Origin of the sequence: Pseudarthrobacter oxydans, from assembly GCF_034258515.1 — a bacterium.
Lineage (GTDB): Bacteria > Actinomycetota > Actinomycetes > Actinomycetales > Micrococcaceae > Arthrobacter.
This window is the reverse complement of sequence record NZ_CP139438.1, coordinates 2,346,913-2,365,575: the sequence shown is the minus strand read 5'-3', so window position 1 is coordinate 2,365,575 and position 18,663 is coordinate 2,346,913. Positions and strand designations below refer to the sequence as shown.

General features: G+C 66.7%; 17 protein-coding genes. 16 read left to right on the top strand and 1 reads right to left on the bottom strand.

Annotation, left to right across the window (positions count from 1 at the left end; all coding sequences use genetic code 11):
• The 4 genes from SMD14_RS10675 (at position 1) to SMD14_RS10660 (ending at position 4,119) form a co-directional block, all read left to right on the top strand.
• The gene (locus SMD14_RS10675; RefSeq protein WP_321213621.1) at positions 1–993 is read left to right on the top strand and encodes a 3-hydroxyacyl-CoA dehydrogenase family protein; all 993 of its coding nucleotides are present in this window, start codon (positions 1–3) and stop codon (positions 991–993) included.
• A gap of 28 nt (positions 994–1,021) precedes the next feature.
• Positions 1,022–1,789 carry an SDR family oxidoreductase gene (locus SMD14_RS10670; protein ID WP_321213620.1) on the top strand — a complete coding sequence of 256 codons (768 nt, stop codon included), beginning with the start codon at positions 1,022–1,024 and terminating at the stop codon, positions 1,787–1,789.
• A gap of 159 nt (positions 1,790–1,948) precedes the next feature.
• Positions 1,949–3,301 (top strand): MFS transporter, encoded by a 1,353-nt coding sequence (locus SMD14_RS10665; protein WP_321213619.1) that lies wholly within the window; start codon positions 1,949–1,951, stop codon positions 3,299–3,301.
• 8 nt (positions 3,302–3,309) lie between these two features.
• The gene (locus SMD14_RS10660) at positions 3,310–4,119 is read left to right on the top strand and encodes a triose-phosphate isomerase family protein (RefSeq protein WP_321213618.1); all 810 of its coding nucleotides are present in this window, start codon (positions 3,310–3,312) and stop codon (positions 4,117–4,119) included.
• 12 nt (positions 4,120–4,131) lie between these two features.
• On the opposite strand, the gene SMD14_RS10655 is transcribed toward SMD14_RS10660, so the two are convergent.
• Positions 4,132–5,409 carry a PrsW family intramembrane metalloprotease gene (locus SMD14_RS10655; RefSeq protein ID WP_321213617.1) on the bottom strand — a complete coding sequence of 426 codons (1,278 nt, stop codon included), beginning with the start codon at positions 5,407–5,409 and terminating at the stop codon, positions 4,132–4,134.
• 189 nt (positions 5,410–5,598) lie between these two features.
• On the opposite strand from SMD14_RS10655, the gene pyrR reads away from it, so the two are divergent.
• From pyrR to metK, 12 genes are all read left to right on the top strand, one after another.
• On the top strand, positions 5,599–6,186 hold the full coding sequence (gene pyrR / locus SMD14_RS10650) for a bifunctional pyr operon transcriptional regulator/uracil phosphoribosyltransferase PyrR (RefSeq protein ID WP_321213616.1): 588 nt from the start codon (positions 5,599–5,601) through the stop codon (positions 6,184–6,186).
• A complete protein-coding gene (locus SMD14_RS10645) occupies positions 6,183–7,208 on the top strand; it encodes an aspartate carbamoyltransferase catalytic subunit (RefSeq protein ID WP_321213615.1) in 1,026 nt (341 codons plus the stop codon). The genes pyrR and SMD14_RS10645 overlap by 4 nt, the downstream gene beginning before the upstream one ends.
• Positions 7,208–8,548, top strand: a complete 1,341-nt coding sequence (locus tag SMD14_RS10640) for a dihydroorotase (protein ID WP_157242082.1) — start codon at positions 7,208–7,210, stop codon at positions 8,546–8,548. The genes SMD14_RS10645 and SMD14_RS10640 overlap by 1 nt, the downstream gene beginning before the upstream one ends.
• Positions 8,548–9,069: a hypothetical protein gene (locus SMD14_RS10635; protein WP_157242083.1), complete on the top strand. Its 522-nt coding sequence runs from the start codon at positions 8,548–8,550 to the stop codon at positions 9,067–9,069. Before SMD14_RS10640 ends, SMD14_RS10635 begins: the two co-directional genes overlap by 1 nt.
• On the top strand, positions 9,050–10,369 hold the full coding sequence (gene carA / locus SMD14_RS10630) for a glutamine-hydrolyzing carbamoyl-phosphate synthase small subunit (RefSeq protein ID WP_321213614.1): 1,320 nt from the start codon (positions 9,050–9,052) through the stop codon (positions 10,367–10,369). Before SMD14_RS10635 ends, carA begins: the two co-directional genes overlap by 20 nt.
• On the top strand, positions 10,369–13,683 hold the full coding sequence (gene carB / locus SMD14_RS10625; RefSeq protein ID WP_157242085.1) for a carbamoyl-phosphate synthase large subunit: 3,315 nt from the start codon (positions 10,369–10,371) through the stop codon (positions 13,681–13,683). The genes carA and carB overlap by 1 nt, the downstream gene beginning before the upstream one ends.
• Entirely contained in the window at positions 13,676–14,548 is an 873-nt protein-coding gene (pyrF, locus tag SMD14_RS10620) for an orotidine-5'-phosphate decarboxylase (protein WP_321213613.1), read from the top strand. The genes carB and pyrF overlap by 8 nt, the downstream gene beginning before the upstream one ends.
• 110 nt (positions 14,549–14,658) lie before the next feature.
• Positions 14,659–14,988: an integration host factor, actinobacterial type gene (gene mihF / locus SMD14_RS10615; protein WP_157242087.1), complete on the top strand. Its 330-nt coding sequence runs from the start codon at positions 14,659–14,661 to the stop codon at positions 14,986–14,988.
• Positions 14,989–15,022: 34 nt separating this feature from the next.
• Positions 15,023–15,619, top strand: a complete 597-nt coding sequence (gmk, locus tag SMD14_RS10610; RefSeq protein ID WP_321213612.1) for a guanylate kinase — start codon at positions 15,023–15,025, stop codon at positions 15,617–15,619.
• A 15-nt stretch (positions 15,620–15,634) separates the two neighbouring features.
• Positions 15,635–15,895, top strand: a complete 261-nt coding sequence (rpoZ, locus tag SMD14_RS10605; RefSeq protein WP_321213611.1) for a DNA-directed RNA polymerase subunit omega — start codon at positions 15,635–15,637, stop codon at positions 15,893–15,895.
• A 34-nt stretch (positions 15,896–15,929) separates the two neighbouring features.
• A complete protein-coding gene (coaBC, locus tag SMD14_RS10600; RefSeq protein ID WP_321213610.1) occupies positions 15,930–17,171 on the top strand; it encodes a bifunctional phosphopantothenoylcysteine decarboxylase/phosphopantothenate--cysteine ligase CoaBC in 1,242 nt (413 codons plus the stop codon).
• An 86-nt stretch (positions 17,172–17,257) separates the two neighbouring features.
• Positions 17,258–18,493 (top strand): methionine adenosyltransferase, encoded by a 1,236-nt coding sequence (metK, locus tag SMD14_RS10595; protein ID WP_321213609.1) that lies wholly within the window; start codon positions 17,258–17,260, stop codon positions 18,491–18,493.
• The last annotated feature ends 170 nt before the right edge of the window (positions 18,494–18,663 follow it).

Genomic DNA, 18,663 nt, shown 5'->3' with positions numbered 1-18,663 from the left:
ATGACCGAAACAGCAAGCACCCCGACTCCAACGGACGCCAACAGCGCGCGGAAGGTCGCCGTCGTCGGCTCCGGCTACATGGGCGGCGGCATCGCCCAGGTCCTGGCGCTCGGCGGAGCGCGCGTGGCACTGGCGGACGTGTCCGCCGAAGTGGCCCGGGGCAACTACGACCGCCTTCTGGCCGAATCGGACCAGTTCGTGGCCGACGGCCTTTTCCCCGCCGGTTCCACAGAGATCCTGAAGCAGAACCTCTGGGCCGCCAAGGACATCGAGGAAGCGGTGGCGGACGCTGACTTCATCGAAGAAGCCGTCCCCGAGGTCACCGCCATCAAGCATCAGACGCTGGCCCGCATCAGCGCAGCGGCGCGGCCGGATGCCATCATCGGCTCCAACACCTCCACCATTTCCATCGCCGAACTGTCCGGGCCGGTCATCAACCCGGAGCGCTTCCTGGGCGTCCACTTCTCCAACCCGTCGCCGTTCATCCCCGGTGTGGAAATCATTCCCCACGCCGGCACGTCCGCATCAACAGTGGGGACAGCCCGCGACCTGGTCCACGCCGCCGGCAAGCAGACAGCAGTGGTCAAGGACGTCACAGGCTTCGTGCTCAACCGCCTGCAGTATGCGCTGTTCCACGAAGCTGCCCAGCTGGTGGAGCAGGGGATTGCGACGGCGGACGACGTCGACACACTGGTCCGCACCACCTTTGGTTTCCGGCTGCCGTTCTTTGGGCCCTTCGCCATCGCGGACATGGCCGGGCTGGATGTCTACAACTTCTGCTACAAGTCCCTGCAGACCGACTTCCCTGAGAGGTTTGCCACGCCCAGGATCCTCAGCGACCTGGTGGAGGCCGGGAAGCTCGGCACGAAGACCGGCGCCGGCTTCCTCAATGTCCCGGCCGAGCGCACCCCCGAGCTCATCGCCTACCGCAACAGGGCCTACGTGGCCATGCAGAAATTGCTTGATGAGCTCGGCCCGGCACCCATCGGCTGACCATCCCTTCCTACTCCCAGGAGCAACCATGAGTGTTTTCCCTGCACGACGCACCGCCATCGTCACCGGGGCGGTCTCTGAGCGCGGCATCGGCCGGGCCACCGCCAACTACCTTGCGGCCCAGGGCTGGAACATCGGCATCATCGACCTCGACGACGCACTGTGCAAGGCCACGGCCAAGGAACTGGCATCCCGCTACGGCGTGCAGGCCCATGGCGCCGGTGCCGATGTGGCTGACGAAGGCTCCGTCCGCGCCGCGGTCGACTCAATCGAAGCCGAGCTGCCGCAGGTGGTGGCCCTGGCCAATATTGCCGGCGTCAGCTCCCCGGTTCCGTACCTGGACCTTGACGCGACCGAGTGGGACCGCGTGCTGAACATCAACCTGAACGGCGTCCACTACGCCACCCGCCGGGTCGCGGAGTCAATGGTTAAGAACCGGATCGGTCGGATCGTCAATATCTCTTCGGTGTCCGCCCAGCGGGGCGGCGGAACGTTCTCCAAAACGCCCTACTCGGTGGCGAAGGCCGGCGTGATCGGGCTGACCCGCTCCACCGCCCGCGAACTGGGGGAGTACGACATCACCGTGAACGCCATCTCCCCGGGCCCGATCGATACCGACATCATGGGCGGCACCCTCAGCGAGGAACGCAAGGAAGAACTCACCCGCGACCTGGTGGTCAACCGGGTGGGATCCCCCCGCGACATCGCTGCCGCCATCGCCTTCCTCATCAGCGAGGACGCCGGCTACATCTCCGGCCAGACGCTGAATGTGGACGGCGGCCTCTACATGCACTAGGAAAGGACCCCCATGGGCGCCTGGACCAAGGAACGACGGATCTACCTGGCAATCGGCGTGCTCGCCTGCCTGGCGGGCGTGGTTCTCATCGCCTTCCCGCTGTAACCGGGCACCAACGTGCACCGATTTCCACGCTTACATACTCAAAGAGGAGTTTAGATGTCCCTAACAGCAGCATCCACCAAGGAGCTCCTGGACTCGCCGGTCCTTAAGTCGGCGATCTCCAAGGCCTCCTTCCGGCTCATGCCGATGCTCGTCATCCTGTACATCGTTGCGTTCCTGGACCGTACCAACGTGGGCTTCGCGGAGGCGGCGCTCGGGGTGGACCGCGGGGTCACCGCGGGGGCCTACGCCCTTGGCGCCGGTATCTTCTTCATCGGCTACGCACTGTTCGAAATTCCCAGCAACCTGCTCCTGACCAAGTTCGGCGCAAAGGTGTGGCTGGCCCGCATCGCCATCACCTGGGGCATCGTGTCCGCCTGCTTCGCCTTCGTCCAGGGCGAGACTTCCTTCATCATCCTGCGTTTCCTGCTGGGTGTAACCGAAGCAGGCCTGTTCCCCGGCGTCATCATGTTCCTCGCTGCCTGGTTCCCCAACAAGGTGCGCGTGAAAATGTTCGCCATCTTCTACCTCGCGCAGCCGTTCTCGCAGATGATGGGTGCCCCGCTGTCCGGCTGGCTGATAAACATCGGCGACCAGGTTCCCGGCGTGGCCGGCTGGCAGGTCATGTTCTTCGTGGAAGGCATGCTCGCCGTTGTGGCCGGCATCGCCGCCTACTTCTTCCTGATCAACAGCCCCCAGGACGCCAAATTCCTGGACCCCGGGGAAAAACAGGCCCTGCTGGATGTCATGGCGCTGGAGGACACCGTCAAGGAAGAAACCGGCCCCCGAGGCGTCGTCGCCGCCATGAAGAACCGCAAGGTCTGGTACTTCACGGCCATCTACTTCTGCCTCCAGGTGGCTGTGTATGGCGTGACGTTCTACCTGCCGCAGCAGGTGTCCCAGCTGACCGGCCAAAAGGTCGGACTGATGGTTGGCCTGCTGGCAGCGATCCCGTGGTTCTTTGGCATCTTCGCCTGCTACTTCATCGGCCGGGCCGCCAACACCATTGTCCGCCGCCGTGTCTGGGGCACCGGCCTGTTCCTCTCCACCGGCCTGTGCATCTTCGGCTCTGCCTGGGCGGGAGCAAACCATATCCCGGCCCTGGGCATCCTCTTCATCACCCTGGCGGTGTGCAGCTTCCTGTCCATCGGCCCCATCGCCTGGTCCTACCCCACGGCCTTCCTCACCGGAACGGCAGCCGCCGCGGGCATTGGCCTGATCAACTCGCTGGGCAACCTGGGCGGCTTCGTGGCCCCGATCCTGCGCACAACGGTCAACCAGGTTACGGCGTCCGACACCGGCACCATGGGGGTCTACGCGCTGGGCGTCCTGCCGTTCGTGGCCGCCATCATGATGTACGCCACCAAGCGGTTCCGCAACAAGGCGGACGACCTGCTCGACCACAAGTGATCGAACCCATGCCCGACTGCAGCACATCGGACCGCCAGGGCACCGAAACGGTGTACGTCGGCGTCAGCACCAAAATGTACCTGGGGTACGCCGACTCCCTTGAGTGGCTCACCGGCATCCGGCACGAAGTGGACACCCGTCCGGCCCTTGCGGCCGGGCGGGTGGTCCCGTTCGTCGTCCCCAGTTTTCCGGTGCTGCCGGCCGCCGGCCGGATCCTCGAAGGGTCGCCGGTCCGCCTCGGCGCGCAGAACTGCGGCTGGGCGGACGGGCCCTGGACGGGGGAAGTGGCTCCGTCCATGCTGGCTGATCTGGGCGTCCTCCTGGTGGAGATCGGCCACGCCGAACGCCGCGCCCACTTCGGCGAAACTGACGGCATTGTGGCGCTCAAGGTCCGGGCAGCGGACGACGCCGGGCTGACGCCGCTGCTCTGCGTGGGAGAAGACTCTTTGGGGGAAGGCTCCCCCCGTGACGCCGCCGTCGTTGTGTACAGGCAGATCCGGGCGGCCGTTGGCGGCGACTGGGCGCTGGCCGCCCGGGTCATCGTGGCCTACGAACCTGTCTGGGCCATCGGGGCAGCAGAGCCGGCGGACGCCGGGTACGTGTCCGACGTCGTCAGCCACCTCCGCGCGCTGCTCGCCGGGCATGGGCTAGTGGGGCTCCCGGTCATCTACGGCGGGTCAGCCAAGCCCGGCGTGCTGCCCAGGCTCAGCGGCGTTTCCGGGCTGTTCCTGGGCCGCTTTGCCCACGATCCCGCCAACTTCGGGAAGGTACTGGACGAGGCGCTGGCACTGACATCGAGGGCGTACCCCGCGAGGTGAGCGGGCGGGACATCAGCTGGCCACGGCGGCCCGCAGGGCCAGGATGCGCTGCAGCTGCTGGCGCTCCTCAGCCTGGTGCAGCTGGACATCGCGGCCGCTCAGGATGCGCTGCCGGGTATTCGCCAGATGCGTGGCGGCCTTCAGGAACTCCCTCATCTGCCTTTTCCTGCCATAGCTGCCGGCCCAGTTCAACGCCGTCCGCCGTCCGCCCACGGTGGCCAGGAGCTCCACCTCAGCGGGAGTGAACCAGCCTGCCGCCGAGTACTCGAGCAGCCGCTGCCGGGTCAGCCTCTTCTCCGCGACGCGCAGCAGGATGATGCCGCCTAGAGCGAGGAGGAAGATGGGCACCTGGACCAGGATGTAGTCCGCCAGGAAGCCCTGCCCCATGCTGTTCCAGCGGTTGTGCAGGAACATGGCAGGCAGCAGCCCCACCAGGAAAGCGGCCACCGAGGCGCCGGTATGCCAGCGCCGGGCGGCGAACCCCATGACCAGCCCGGTGGTGCCCGTGAAGATCGCATGCGCAAAGGGCGACATGACCCCGCGGAGGAAAAAGACCTGGGCGAAGTCGCCTGCGGGATCTGCCGACTCAGCGATGGCCCTGCCGAAGTACAGGATGTTCTCGGTGAAAGCGAAACCCCCGGCGATGGTGAACGCGAAGACCACGCCGTCCACCGGCCCGTCAAAGTGTTTCCTCGCCAGCAGGAGCAGCATCAGCAGCCCCAGGGATTTGGCGAACTCCTCCACGACGGGCGCCTGCACCGTGGCCATGTAGGTCCGGAGGTCCGCCTCGTCAGAAAACTGGAACGCCAGGACGAAAAACGGCTGGATGAGCAGGGTCACCGCAATGGATACGGCGGCGCCCCACGTGAAGGCGAAGTACAGCAGCCGCTTTGGCTCGGGCTCCCACTTGTCGATGATGTGCACGGCCAGGAGCACCACGGACAGGGGGATCAATGATGCGAGGAACCCCACAACGAACCCGGCCGCCCCCGTGCTGGACAGCAGGAACGGCACCACCAGGAAAAGGCTCAGGAGGGCCAGGACACTGACGCCGACGGTCAAACCCAGCAGGCCGCTGCGGGACCTGGCCGCCTTCACCATGGTTCCCTGGTCCTGCGGCGGCACCACAGTTCCAACCGGTGCCCCCTCATGCCCGGGCGCCGGACGGTAGTTCCCGGGCTGCACGTGCCCCATCCAGCTGGGGTTGGCCTGGGCGGGCAGCGGCGCCGTTCCCCGCCCCCAGGGGTCTTCCGGCCGGCCGGACGCAGGGTTGCTCGGATGCATCGACATACCGAAAAGCCTAGGTGTGAGTCGCCCGGACGCCTAAGACCACGCCTTGCCGGTTCCACTAAGCCGCCTGGGTGTGACCATCACCGCGTCCTCCCGACGCATGTCCAGGGAGGCCGCTGTGGTAATTTTGAGACGCACATGATCCTTTTTTAATTCCGTCCCGTGAGGCGGGGAAAGGGGAGACGAGCGTTGACTTCTGTCACCAGCGCACCGGTTCCAGCCAGGGTTGTCCTCAGCCAGGCGGACATTGACCGGGCGCTCACTCGTATCGCCCATGAGATCCTTGAGGCCAACAAGGGATCGCAGGACCTCGTCCTGCTGGGCATCCCGCGCCGCGGTTTCCCGCTGGCTGTCCGGCTCGCCGAAAAAATCGCCGCCGCGGATCCCACCGTTGACGCAGCGGCCATCGTCGGCCAGCTGGACGTCACCATGTTCCGCGACGACCTCTCCCACCAGGGCACCCGGCCGCCGTACCCCACCAAGCTGCCGCGCACGGGCATCGACAACAAGGTGGTGGTCCTGATCGACGACGTCCTCTACTCCGGCCGCACCATCCGCGCCGCCCTGGACGCCCTCGTGGACCTCGGCCGCCCCCGCATCGTCCGGCTCGCCGTCCTGATCGACCGGGGCCACCGGGAGCTTCCCATCCGGGCCGACCACGTCGGCAAGAACCTGCCGACGTCATCCGCGGAAAAGGTCAGGGTCCGGCTGGAGGAAACCGATACCGCCCCCGGCGGCGCACCCGTCAACGAAGTAGTCATCGAGGGCCGCTCATGAAGCACCTGCTCTCCACCGAGGACCTCAGCCTTGCCAGCGCGATCCGTATCCTCGACACCGCCGAGGAGATGGCTGCCGTGGGCGACCGCGAGGTCAAGAAGCTCCCGGCCCTTCGCGGCCGTACCGTGGTGAACCTCTTCTTCGAAGATTCCACCCGCACCCGCATCTCCTTCGAGGCCGCCGCCAAGCGGCTCTCGGCGGATGTCATCAACTTCGCCGCCAAGGGATCCTCGGTGTCCAAGGGGGAGTCCCTGAAGGACACCGCCCAGACGCTGTCCGCCATGGGCGCGGACGCCGTCGTGATCCGCCACTGGGCCTCCGGTGCGCCGCACCGCCTGGCCGCAACCGACTGGATCGACGCCGCCGTCATCAACGCCGGGGACGGCACCCACGAACACCCGACCCAGGCACTGCTCGATGCGTTCACCATGCGCCGGCACTGGGCCCGCCTGGCCGGCACCGGTTCCGAAGGCTCAGACCTCAAGGGCATGCGGGTGGCCATTGCCGGGGATGTCCTGCACTCGCGGGTGGCGCGCTCCAACGTCTGGCTCCTGCGTACGCTCGGTGCCGACGTCACCCTCGTGGCGCCGCCCACCCTGCTGCCCATCGGCGTCGAAAAGTGGCCCTGCAAGGTCAGCTACAACCTGGACGAGACCCTCGAACAGGGCGTTGATGCCGTCATGATGCTCCGCGTTCAGGGTGAACGCATGAATGCATCCTTCTTCCCCAGTACCCGTGAGTACTCCCGCCGCTGGGGCTTTGATGACAACCGTCTGCGGGCGCTGGACACCCTGGGCATGAAGGACACCATCATCATGCACCCCGGCCCGATGAACCGCGGCCTGGAAATTTCGGCGGCAGCCGCTGATTCACCGCGTTCCACCGTGCTGGCCCAGGTCCGCAACGGCGTCTCGGTGCGCATGGCCGCACTCTACCTGCTGCTCTCCGGGGACACCCGCGGACCAGCCGCCACCCCCGCCCTGGCGTACGCCGGCACCCATCCCACCAAGGAGAGCAACTGATGGCAGCCAACACCGGAACCTACCTGATCCGCGGCGCCTCGATCCTGGGCGGCGAACCGGCGGACCTGCTGATCCGCGACGGGCTGATCGCTGAGCGTGGGACGGGTCTTTCAGCCGACGGAGCCACAGTGGTCGACGCCGCCGGCCTGGTGGCACTGCCGGGCATGGTGGACGTCCACACCCACCTCCGCGAACCCGGCCGCGAAGACGCCGAAACCGTGGAGACCGGAACCCGGGCCGCCGCGCTGGGCGGTTACACCGCTGTCCATGCGATGGCCAACAGCACTCCCGTGGCTGACACCGCCGGCGTGGTGGAACAGGTCTACACCCTCGGCCAAACGGCCGGCTGGGTGGACGTCCGGCCCGTCGGCGCCGTCACCGTGGGCCTGGCCGGGGAACAGCTCGCCGAGTTGGGCGCCATGGCCGATTCCCGCGCCAGGGTCCGGATGTTCTCCGACGACGGCATCTGCGTCCACGATCCCGTCCTCATGCGCCGTGCGCTGGAATACGTCAAGGCGTTCGACGGCGTGGTGGCCCAGCACGCGCAGGAACCCCGACTGACAGCCGGCGCCCAGATGAACGAGGGCGAAGTGTCCGCCGTGCTGGGGCTGGCAGGGTGGCCCGCGGTGGCCGAGGAAAGCATCATTGCCCGCGACGTCCTGCTGGCCCGGCATGTCGGGTCCCGGCTCCACGTGTGCCACGTCTCCACCGCCGGTTCGGTGGAAATCATCCGCTGGGCCAAGGAGCGCGGCATCAACGTCACCGCCGAGGTCACCCCGCACCACCTGCTCCTGACCGACGACCTGGTCCGCAGCTACGACCCCGTCTACAAGGTGAACCCGCCCTTGCGGACCGACGCCGATGTCCAGGCCCTGCGCGCCGGCCTCGCGGACGGCACCATCGACGTCGTGGGCACGGACCACGCGCCGCACCCCAGTGAGCACAAGGAATGCGAGTGGGCGCAGGCGGCCATGGGAATGACCGGACTGGAAACTGCCCTGTCCGTGGTCCAGCACACCATGATCGAAACCGGCCTGATCACCTGGGCGGATTTTGCCAGGGTGACCTCCACGGCGGCTGCGGCGATCGGCCGCCTCGAGGACCAGGGCCGGCCGCTGGAAGCAGGGGAGCCCGCCAACATCACCTTGGTGGACCCGGCCGCGCGCTGGACCGTGGAGCCCGCAAAGATGGCCACGATGGGACGGAACTCCCCGTTCAAGGGCATGGAACTGCCCGGCAAGGTGGTGGCCACGTTCTTCAAGGGCCACCCCACCGTCCTCAACGGCGAGCTCAACACCCCGTACCCGTACGGGTCGGCCACAACCGCAGGCGCAGCCTGATGGACACCAAGCTGCTTTCGCTGGTCATCACGCTGGGCCTCATCGCCATAGCATTTGCCCTTATCTGGATGGGCTGGCGGAACCGACTCCGACGCCAGTCCGACGTCGAACGGTTGCCCGTGGTGCCGGAGGCGCCGGGGGAGCCGCTCGCCGCAGCCGAGGGCCAGTATGTAGCATCCACCACCGCCGGTGACTGGCTGGACCGGATTGCCGTGCATGCGCTGGGCATCCGCACCAATGCCACGCTGGAGGTCTACCCGCACGGCGTCCTCTTTGACCGTTCCGGGGCTCCGGCGCTCTATATCCCGGCGGCGTCCCTGGCCGGCGTGCGGCTGGACAGCGGGATGGCCGGAAAGTTCGTGGAGAAGGACGGCCTTCTGGTCCTTGCCTGGGCGCACGGCAGCCATGTGCTGGACACCGGCTTCCGGACCAGGCGCGCAGAGGACAGGGACGTGCTCATCGCAGCACTTCAGGAATTGATTTCTTCGGCCCCCGCGGCTGATGCCAATAGTGGAAAGTAAGACAGTGACAACAAACACCGCAGTAACCGCCCCAGTTTCCGCTCCCGTGTCCGCTCCAGCTGCGCTGGTGCTCGAAGACGGCCGCATCTTCCGCGGAAGCAGCTACGGCGCCACTGGAACCGCGCTGGGCGAAGCAGTCTTCGCCACCGGCATGACCGGCTACCAGGAAACCATCACGGACCCCTCCTACGCCCGCCAGCTCGTAGTGCAGACCGCTCCGCACATCGGCAACACCGGCGTGAACAATGAGGACGCCGAGTCCCGCCGCATCTGGGTCGCCGGCTACATCGTCCGCGATGCCGCCCGCCGCCCGTCCAACTGGCGCTCCGAGCGTTCGCTGGACGAGGAGCTGGTGGCACAGGGCATCGTCGGCATCCAGGGCGTGGACACCCGCGCCATCACCCGCCACCTGCGCGAGCACAAGACCATGCGCGCCGGCATCTTCTCCGGCGAGGCCGCCCAGGCCACGGACAAGGAACTGCTCGACGCCGTGCTGGCCAGCGCCCCGATGGAAGGCGCCCGGCTGGCCGAGGAAGTCAGTATCGACGAAGCCTACGTGGTGGAACCCAAGGACCACGGCTGGGACGGCGAACCCCGCTTCAGCATCGCCGCCATCGACCTTGGCATCAAGGCCATGACCCCGGTCCGGTTCGCCGAGCGCGGCGTCCGCGTGCACGTGCTTCCGGCCACCGCAACCCTGGCGGACGTCAAAGCCGTCAACCCGGACGGTTTCTTTATGTCCAACGGCCCCGGGGACCCCGCCACAGCCGACGCCCAGGTCAAGCTCCTCCGCTCCGTCCTGGACGAAAAGCTGCCCTACTTCGGCATCTGCTTCGGCAACCAGATCCTGGGCCGTGCGCTCGGCTTCGGCACCTACAAGCTGAAGTACGGCCACCGCGGCATCAACCAGCCAGTCATGGACCGGCGCACCGGCAAGGTGGAGATCACCTCCCAGAACCACGGCTTTGCCGTGGATGCACCGCTCGACGGCGCCACGCAGGCACCGGAGGCACGTTACGGCCGCGTCGAAGTCAGCCACGTCAGCCTGAACGACGATGTGGTGGAAGGCCTCGCCTGCCTGGACATCCCCGCCTTCTCCGTCCAGTACCACCCGGAAGCAGCCGCGGGACCGCACGACGCTGCGTACCTCTTCGACCGCTTCATTGACCTGATGGAGGGCGCCCGGGACGGCAGGACCGCCAACCTGTCCAAGGAACCGGTGGACTCCGCCCATCCCGCTGCCGGTGCCGCCGCTGGTACCGGCCACAACAACGACAACAAGACTGAGGACAAGAAGTAATGCCGAAACGTACAGATCTCAAAAGCGTCCTCGTCATTGGTTCCGGCCCGATCGTCATCGGCCAGGCCGCCGAGTTCGACTACTCCGGCACGCAGGCGCTGCGCGTCCTGAAGGAGGAGGGCCTGCGGGTCATCCTGGTCAACTCCAACCCGGCCACCATCATGACGGACCCCGAGTTCGCCGATGCCACCTACATCGAGCCCATCACCCCCGAGGTGGTGGAGAAGATCATCGCCAAGGAACGCCCCGACGCCGTACTGCCCACACTGGGCGGGCAGACCGCGCTGAACACGGCCATCGCGCTGGACAAGAACGGCGTGCTGGAGAAGTACAACGTGGAGCTGATCGGCGCCAACATCGCCGCCATCGAGCTTGGCGAGGACCGCGAGAAGTTCAAGGGCGTCGTGGAGCGCTGCGGCGCCGAGTCCGCCCGCAGCCACATCATCCACACCATGGACGAGGCATTGAAAGCCGCCGAGGACCTCGGCTACCCGATGGTGGTCCGCCCGTCCTTCACCATGGGCGGCCTGGGCTCCGGCCTCGCCTACAACGAGGACGACCTCCGCCGCATCGTCGGCCAGGGCCTGCAGTACAGCCCCACCAGCGAGGTGCTGCTCGAAGAGAGCATCCTCGGCTGGAAGGAATACGAGCTCGAGATGATGCGCGACAAGAACGACAACGTCGTGGTGGTCTGCTCCATTGAAAACTTCGACCCCGTAGGCGTCCACACCGGCGACTCCATCACGGTGGCGCCGGCCCTCACCCTCACCGACCGGGAATACCAGCGGCTGCGCGACATCTCCATCGCCGTCATCCGTGAAGTTGGCGTGGACACCGGCGGCTGCAACATCCAGTTCGCCATCGACCCCGCCACCGGCCGCGTCGTGGTCATCGAGATGAACCCCCGGGTGTCCCGGTCCTCGGCGCTGGCGTCCAAGGCCACGGGGTTTGCGATCGCCAAGATCGCCACCAAGCTTTCCCTCGGCTACACGCTGGACGAGATCCCCAACGACATCACCCAGAAGACTCCGGCGTCCTTCGAGCCCACGCTCGACTACGTTGTGGTCAAGGTTCCGCGGTTCGCGTTCGAGAAGTTCCCGGCGGCGGACAACACCCTCACCACCACCATGAAGTCCGTGGGCGAGGCCATGGCCATGGGCCGCAACTTCACCGAAGCCCTGCAGAAGGCGCTGCGCTCCCTGGAGCAGAAGGGTTCGCAGCTGGACTTCAGCTCCGTCCCGGAATGGGAAGTGCCGGACCTCATCGAGAAGGCAAAGCGCCCGACGACGGAACGGCTCCACCAGGTGCAGCGCGCCCTCCTGGGCGGTGCCACCGTTGAACAGCTCTTCGAAGCCACCAAGATCGACCCCTGGTTCCTCGACCAGCTCCAGCTCCTCAACGAGATCTCCCGGGAAATCCGCCAGGCCGGCGCGCTGACGGCTGACATGCTCAAGCGGGCCAAGCGCCACGGCTTCTCCGACGAGCAGATCGGCTCCCTCACCCACAACTCCGAGGCCGTGGTCCGCGGAGTGCGCCAGGCCCTGGGCATCCGCCCCGTCTACAAGACCGTGGACACCTGCGCCGCCGAGTTCGCCGCGTACACGCCCTACCACTACTCGGCCTACGACGAGGAGGACGAGGTTGCGCTGCACTCCAAGCCGTCCATCCTGATCCTCGGCTCCGGCCCCAACCGCATCGGCCAGGGCATCGAGTTCGACTACTCCTGCGTCCATGCCTCCATGGCGCTGCGCAAGGCCGGCTACGAGACCGTCATGGTTAACTGCAACCCGGAAACCGTCTCCACCGACTACGACATCTCCACCCGCCTGTACTTCGAGCCGCTCACGCTCGAGGACGTGCTGGAGGTCATCGCCGCCGAGGAACGCACCGGCGGCGTGATGGGCGTGTTCGTCCAGCTCGGCGGCCAGACCCCCCTCAAGCTGGCCCAGCAGCTGGCCGACGCCGGCGTCCCCATCCTTGGCACCTCCCCGGAGGCGATCGACCTCGCCGAGCACCGCGGCGCCTTCTCCCGGGTGCTCGACAAGGCCGGCCTCATCTCCCCGAAGAACGGCACCGCCGTGTCCTTCGAGGACGCCAAGAAGATCGCCGACGAGATCGGCTACCCGGTCCTGGTCCGCCCGTCCTACGTGCTGGGCGGCCGCGGCATGGAGATCGTCTACGACGAGCCCAACCTGTCCCGCTACATCGCCAACGCCACGGAAATCACCCCGGACCACCCGGTGCTGATCGACCGCTTCCTGGAGGACGCCGTCGAAATCGACGTCGACGCGCTCTTCGACGGGACGGACATGTACCTGGGCGGCATCATGGAGCACATCGAGGAAGCCGGCATCCACTCCGGCGACTCGGCCTGCGTCCTGCCGCCCATCACCCTCGGCACCAATGTCCTGGAACGGGTCCGCACGGCAACCCGCGCCATCGCCGAAGGCGTGGGCGTCCGCGGCCTGATCAACATCCAGTTCGCCCTCGCCTCGGATGTGCTGTACGTCCTGGAAGCCAACCCCCGCGCATCGCGCACGGTGCCGTTCGTCTCCAAGGCCACCGGCGTGCAGATGGCCAAGGCCGCCGCGCTGATCGGCACCGGCGTGACCATCAACCAGCTCCGCAGCGCCTACAAGATGCTGCCGGAGACCGGTGACGGATCCACCCTGCCCCTGGACGCCCCTGTCTCCGTCAAGGAGGCAGTCCTGCCGTTCAGCCGCTTCCGTACGCTGGAAGGCAAGGTTGTGGATTCCCTGCTCGGCCCGGAAATGCGCTCCACCGGCGAGGTGATGGGCATCGACAAGCACTTCGACACCGCCTTCGCGAAGAGCCAGGCCGCCGCCAACAACGCACTGCCCACCGAAGGCAAGATCTTTGTCTCCGTGGCCAACCGGGACAAGCGCTCGGTGATCATGGGCGTCAAGCGGCTCTCCGACCTCGGTTTCGAGATCGTGTCCACCGGCGGCACCGCCGACGTCCTGCGCCGCAACGGCATCCAGGCAACGCCGGTCCGCAAGGTGGCAGAAGGCAGCAGCGCCGAAGGCGAAGGCACCATCGCCGACCTCGTGATCGCGGGTGAGATCGACATGGTCTTCAACACGCCTTCCGGCGGCGAGGCCCGCAGCGACGGCTACGAACTCCGGGCCGCGGCGACGTCCATCGGCATCCCCTGCATCACCACGGTGGCCGAGTTCAACGCCGCAGTGCAGGCCATCGAGGCCATGCGGACCTACGAATGGTCGGTCACCAGCCTGCAGGAGCATGCCGCTGCCCTGGCCGAGTCCCAGAAGGCGGCGCTGCAGCGTGCCTGAGCAGGCACCAGCGTCCCCCGCAGGGCAGGGCCGGGAGCCCTTCGGCTCCCGGCTTGGCGCGGCAATGGCAGCCCGGGGTCCGCTCTGCGTCGGGATCGATCCGCACCCTGCGCTGTTGAAGGCCTGGGGGCTGGCGGACGACGCCGGCGGGCTGAGGCGGTTTTCGCTGACAGTTTTGGAGGCCGTGGGTTCGCTCGCTGCCGCCATCAAGCCGCAGGTGGCGCTGTATGAGCGCCACGGGTCCGCCGGCATGGCTGTCCTGGAGGAGCTTCTTGCCGAAGCGCGCGATGAGTCGGTGCTCACCATCGCCGATGCCAAGCGCGGCGACATCGGATCCACCATGGCCGCCTACGCAGACGCCTGGCTCCGTGACGATTCCCCGCTGGCAGCGGATTCGGTGACACTCAGCCCGTACCTGGGTTTTGAGTCCCTGCGGCCAGCCCTGGACCTCGCTGCCGCGACCGGCCGCGGCGTCTTCGTCCTTGCCCTGACGTCCAATCCGGAGGGCGCCTCGGTCCAGCACGTCGGCGGAACCGATTCGGTGGCCCGGAGGATTACCGAAGCCGCCGCGGCGGAAAACCGGCGCTACCCGGGGAACCTGGGCTCCGTGGGCCTGGTGGTGGGTGCAACCGTGGGCTCGGCCCTCGCTGAACTGGAACTGGACCTTGCCGCGGTCCGCGGCCCGCTCCTGGCGCCGGGCCTCGGGGCCCAGGGCGCCACGCCCGCCGACCTCCGCGCCACGTTCGGTACGGCCTACCCGCAGGTCCTCGGAACATCCAGCCGGGACATCCTGTCCGCCGGGCCGGACCTGCGCGGCCTGCGGGACGCCGCGCAGCGGACCCTGCACGGCCTCCGCAGCGAATAGCGGCGGGTTTCACCGGATGCATTGATTCGGGCAGCACCAAAGGGTAGTTTCAGGACAGGTCCAAGGGCGGCCGCCTTTGGACACAGTCCGCCGAATCCGGGGGTGTCCACATGGTCCTGCGACCGTTATCCGCGTCGGAACGGGCTGACGCGCTGAACAAGGCAGCAGCAGCCAGGGCCACCCGCGCGGCGGCCAAGGAAAGCCTGAAGAACGGTGAGAGGTCCGCGGCGGACATCATCGACTCCGCGCAGCAGGACGACGCCCTTGCGCGGATGAAGGTTTCGGAGCTGCTCGAGGCCCTTCCGGGCATCGGAAAGGTCCGGGCCGCGATCATCATGGGCCAGTTGGGAATCGCCGCTTCCCGCAGGGTCCGCGGCCTGGGCGTTCACCAGCGCCGGGCGCTGGTAGATTTTATAGACGATAACCAGGGCGGGCCCTAAACCCGCCTTAACCCAAACCCCGGCAAAGGAATACGTGAGCAAGAAACCTGGATTGACAGTCCTCGCTGGCCCGACGGCTGTTGGCAAAGGCACCGTGTCCACCTACATCCGGGACAACTATCCCGAGGTCTGGCTGTCCGTATCCGCCACCACCCGCGCACCCCGCCCCGGAGAGCAGGACGGGGTCCACTACTTTTTCAAGTCCAAGGAAGAGTTCGAAAAACTCGTGGCTGACGGTGAACTCCTCGAATGGGCAGTGGTCCACGGCCAGAACACCTATGGGACCTTGAAGAGCACGGTGGACCATGCCATCGCCGAGGGCCGGTCCGTGCTCCTGGAAATCGACCTGCAGGGTGCCCGGCAGGTCAAGGCCGCTGTCCCGGACGCCCAGTTTGTGTTCCTGGCCCCGCCCAGCTGGGACGAAATGGTGCGCCGCCTGGTGGGCCGCGGCACGGAATCCCCCGAGGAACAGCAGCGACGCCTGGAAACCGCTAAACTGGAACTTGCTGCTGAACCGGAGTTCGACCATACCGTCATCAACGACGACGTTCGCCGGGCAGCGGACGAGCTTGTTTCACTCATGGGGCTGACCCCGCATCCGCACGGTTTGCCGGAACCGTCAACCCGCTAGAACTTTGGAGAATTCGTGTCCACGAACCTTGAAGGCATCATCAACCCGCCGATCGACTCGCTGCTTAAAGCGGCGGATTCCAAGTACGGCCTGGTGATCTTCGGTGCCAAGCGTGCTCGTCAGATCAACGCCTACTACGCCCAGCTGCACGAGGGCCTTTTCGAATACGTCGGCCCGCTGGTTGACACCAAGCTGAACGAGAAGTCCCTCTCGATCGCCCTTCGCGAGATCAACGAAGGCAAGCTGGTCTCCACGCCGATCCAGCCGGCAGAGTAAAACTGCCGCCTGACGTACTGGTGACGGAGGCCACGTGCGCATAGTCCTCGGAGTCGGGGGAGGGATTGCCGCCTACAAGGTGGCGTCGCTCCTCCGGCTTTTTACTGAAGCCGGGCACAACGTGACCGTGATTCCCACGGAGGCGTCCACACGTTTTGTGGGCAGCGCCACCTGGGAGGCGCTATCCGGGAATCCGGTCAGCAACAGCGTCTTTGACGACGTCCACCAGGTCAACCACGTGCGTCTCGGCCACGAGGCAGACCTCGTGGTCGTCGCTCCGGCCACGGCGGACCTCCTGGCGAAGGCTGCAACCGGACAGGCCGGGGACCTCCTGACGAACACGCTGCTGATGGCTCACGGGCCGGTGCTGTTTGCCCCCGCCATGCACACCGAAATGTGGCAGCACGCGGCCACCCGCGCCAATGTCGAGACCCTCCGCGGGCGCGGGGCCGCGGTCCTGGAGCCGGCCACCGGGCGGCTCACGGGTGCAGATTCGGGCCCCGGCAGGCTTCCCGAGCCGGAAGCCATTTTCGCCGCCGCCATGGCCCTGGTGGAGGGCCGGCAGGACTTTCAGCTTCCGCTGGCCGGCCGCACAATCACCATCAGCGCCGGTGGCACCCGCGAGCCCCTGGACCCGGTGCGGTTCCTCGGCAACAGGTCCTCGGGCAAGCAGGGTGTCGCCCTGGCCGTAGCCGCCCGGAATGCAGGGGCAAACGTCCGGCTCCTCGCAGCGCACATGGAAGTTCCGCCGCCGGCCGGCGTCGAGGTTGTCCAAGTGGAGACCGCCCTGCAATTGCGGGAGGCGGCGCTGGCGGCGGCAGCTGATTCCGACGTCGTCATCATGTCCGCGGCAGTGGCGGACTTCCGCCCCGCGGAGGTCTCGGACACCAAGATCAAGAAACGTGATGACCGGTCCGATCCCGTGATCACCTTGGTCCGCAACCCGGACATCCTGCTTGAACTGGTGGAACTGCGCAACAGTACCGTCCGGGGGGAGGGGCACCAGCTGATTGTCGGTTTCGCGGCGGAGACCGGAGACAGCGACGGCGATGTCCTGGCCCACGCCGAAGCGAAGCTGCAACGCAAGGGCTGCGACCTGCTGGTGGTCAACCACGTGGGTACGGACAAAGTGTTTGGCCAGGACACCACTTCGGTTGTCATCCTTGCCCGCTCCGGGTCCGAACCACAGGAGGCGTCCGGAACCAAGACCGAGGTGTCAGCGGCCATCATCAGCCGGATCGCCTTTGAACTGAATGCCGTTTCGCCCCGCGCCTGAGTGTTTCAGGCCACGTTTGCTTAGCACGGAGACATCTCCCGGCGTCTCCTGCGGGGCGGGCGTATTCCAACCAGTAAGGTAGTTAAGTGACTTTACCGCTGCACCTTCCCCACACTTCCGGGGCCACGCCTCCCGCGCTTCGGCTCTTCACTTCCGAGTCGGTCACCGAGGGCCACCCGGACAAGATCTGCGACCAGATCAGTGACGCCATCCTGGACGCGCTGCTGGCCGCCGACCCCGAATCCCGGGTCGCGGTGGAGACAATGGCCACTACCGGCCTGGTCCACGTTGCAGGCGAAGTCACCACCGATGCCTACGTGGAGATTCCGCAGATCGTGCGCGAAACCATCCTGGGCATCGGCTACGACTCTTCAGCCAATGGATTCGACGGCGCCCGCTGCGGAGTGTCCGTATCCATCGGCCAGCAGTCCAACGACATCGCCGGGGGCGTGTTCAACTCCCTGGAGGCCCGTGAGGGGCGCCAGGAAGACGATTACGACCTTCAGGGCGCCGGCGACCAAGGCCTCATGTTCGGGTACGCCAGCGATGAAACCCCCTCCTACATGCCCGTGCCCATCTGGCTGGCACACCGGTTGTCCGAACGACTCACCGAAGTGCGCAAGTCGGGCCAGTTGGCCTACCTGCGTCCGGACGGCAAGACCCAGGTGACGGTCGGATACGACAAAGACGTTCCGGTCTCGGTGGAAACGGTGGTTATCTCAAGCCAGCACGCCGAAGGTGCAAGTCTTGACCAGCTCCGCGCCGACCTCGCGTCGATCGTCATCGAACCGGTGCTCGCAGGTGCCAACCTGGACCTGTCCCGGGTGCGCAACATCCTCAACCCTGCCGGTGAGTTCGTGATTGGCGGGCCCGTGGGCGACGCCGGCCTCACCGGCCGCAAGATCATCGTGGACACGTACGGCGGCATGGCCAGGCACGGCGGCGGGGCCTTCTCCGGCAAGGACCCGTCCAAGGTGGACCGCTCGGCTGCCTACGCCATGCGGTGGGTTGCCAAGAACGTGGTGGCGGCAGGACTCGCCAAGCGTGCGGAGATCCAGATTGCGTACGCCATTGGCCAGGCCCGTCCCGTAGGTACCTACGTGGAAACCTTCGGGACTGAAACCGTCGATCCGGCCCGGATCAGCGCCGCCATCGCGGAAATTTTCGACTTGCGCCCCCGCGCCATCATCGATGCACTGGACCTGAAGCGCCCCATCTATGCCAAGACGGCAGCCCACGGCCACTTTGGCCGCGACGAGCCGGACTTTACCTGGGAGCGGCTGGACCGCGTTGATGACCTGAAGGCGTTCTTCAACGCCTAAGCCCCGGTGGGCCGCCCTGAGCCTTTTTTGCCTTGGGAATCATTGCCTTCGGCGGAATGTCACCGCCCTGTGGTTGGCTGGACATGTCCACGCGGGAGCTGAACGGAGGTAACGGCCATCGCTGCTGACAGGACCCTCAAGCCATTCCTGGACATCCCGGACGCCGTGCA